The 398-nt window shown below is 77.9% G+C and carries 1 protein-coding gene; it reads right to left on the bottom strand.

Features of this window, described 5'->3' with window-relative positions; all coding sequences use genetic code 11:
* A partial coding sequence (locus G3I78_RS50155) for a discoidin domain-containing protein (RefSeq protein ID WP_164437344.1) occupies positions 1 to 398 on the bottom strand: 398 nt, incomplete at both ends.

Raw genomic sequence — 398 nt, forward strand, 5'->3', positions numbered from 1 at the left:
ACGGCGACCGCCGGCGGCGACGCCGGGTCGGCCGCGCCGGTCGCGAGCACCCGCAGGGCCGTGAGGCCCGGGTCGCCGTCGGCCCACGCCGTGCTCAGCGCGACGTACCGCGCCGTGCGGTCGACGGCGAGCGTGCCGTGCACGTCGCCCGCGCCGAGGGTGCCGACGTCGGTGAACGTCAGGCCGTCGTCGCTCACGGACACGACCGACTCCGGCGCCCCGCCGCGCTCCCACGCGGCGACGACGGTGCCGATCTCGCGCGGCGTGCCCAGGTCGGTGACCATGCGGCCGTCCGGTCCGGGGACCCACGCCGTGGTGACGTCGCCGTCGACGGCGAGCGACGGTGACGTCATGCCCTCGGGCAGCACCGACGCGGGGAACGTGAGGGTGCTCAGCGC

The organism is Streptomyces sp. SID13726 (assembly GCF_010548375.1).
In the GTDB taxonomy this organism is placed as follows: domain Bacteria; phylum Actinomycetota; class Actinomycetes; order Streptomycetales; family Streptomycetaceae; genus Streptomyces.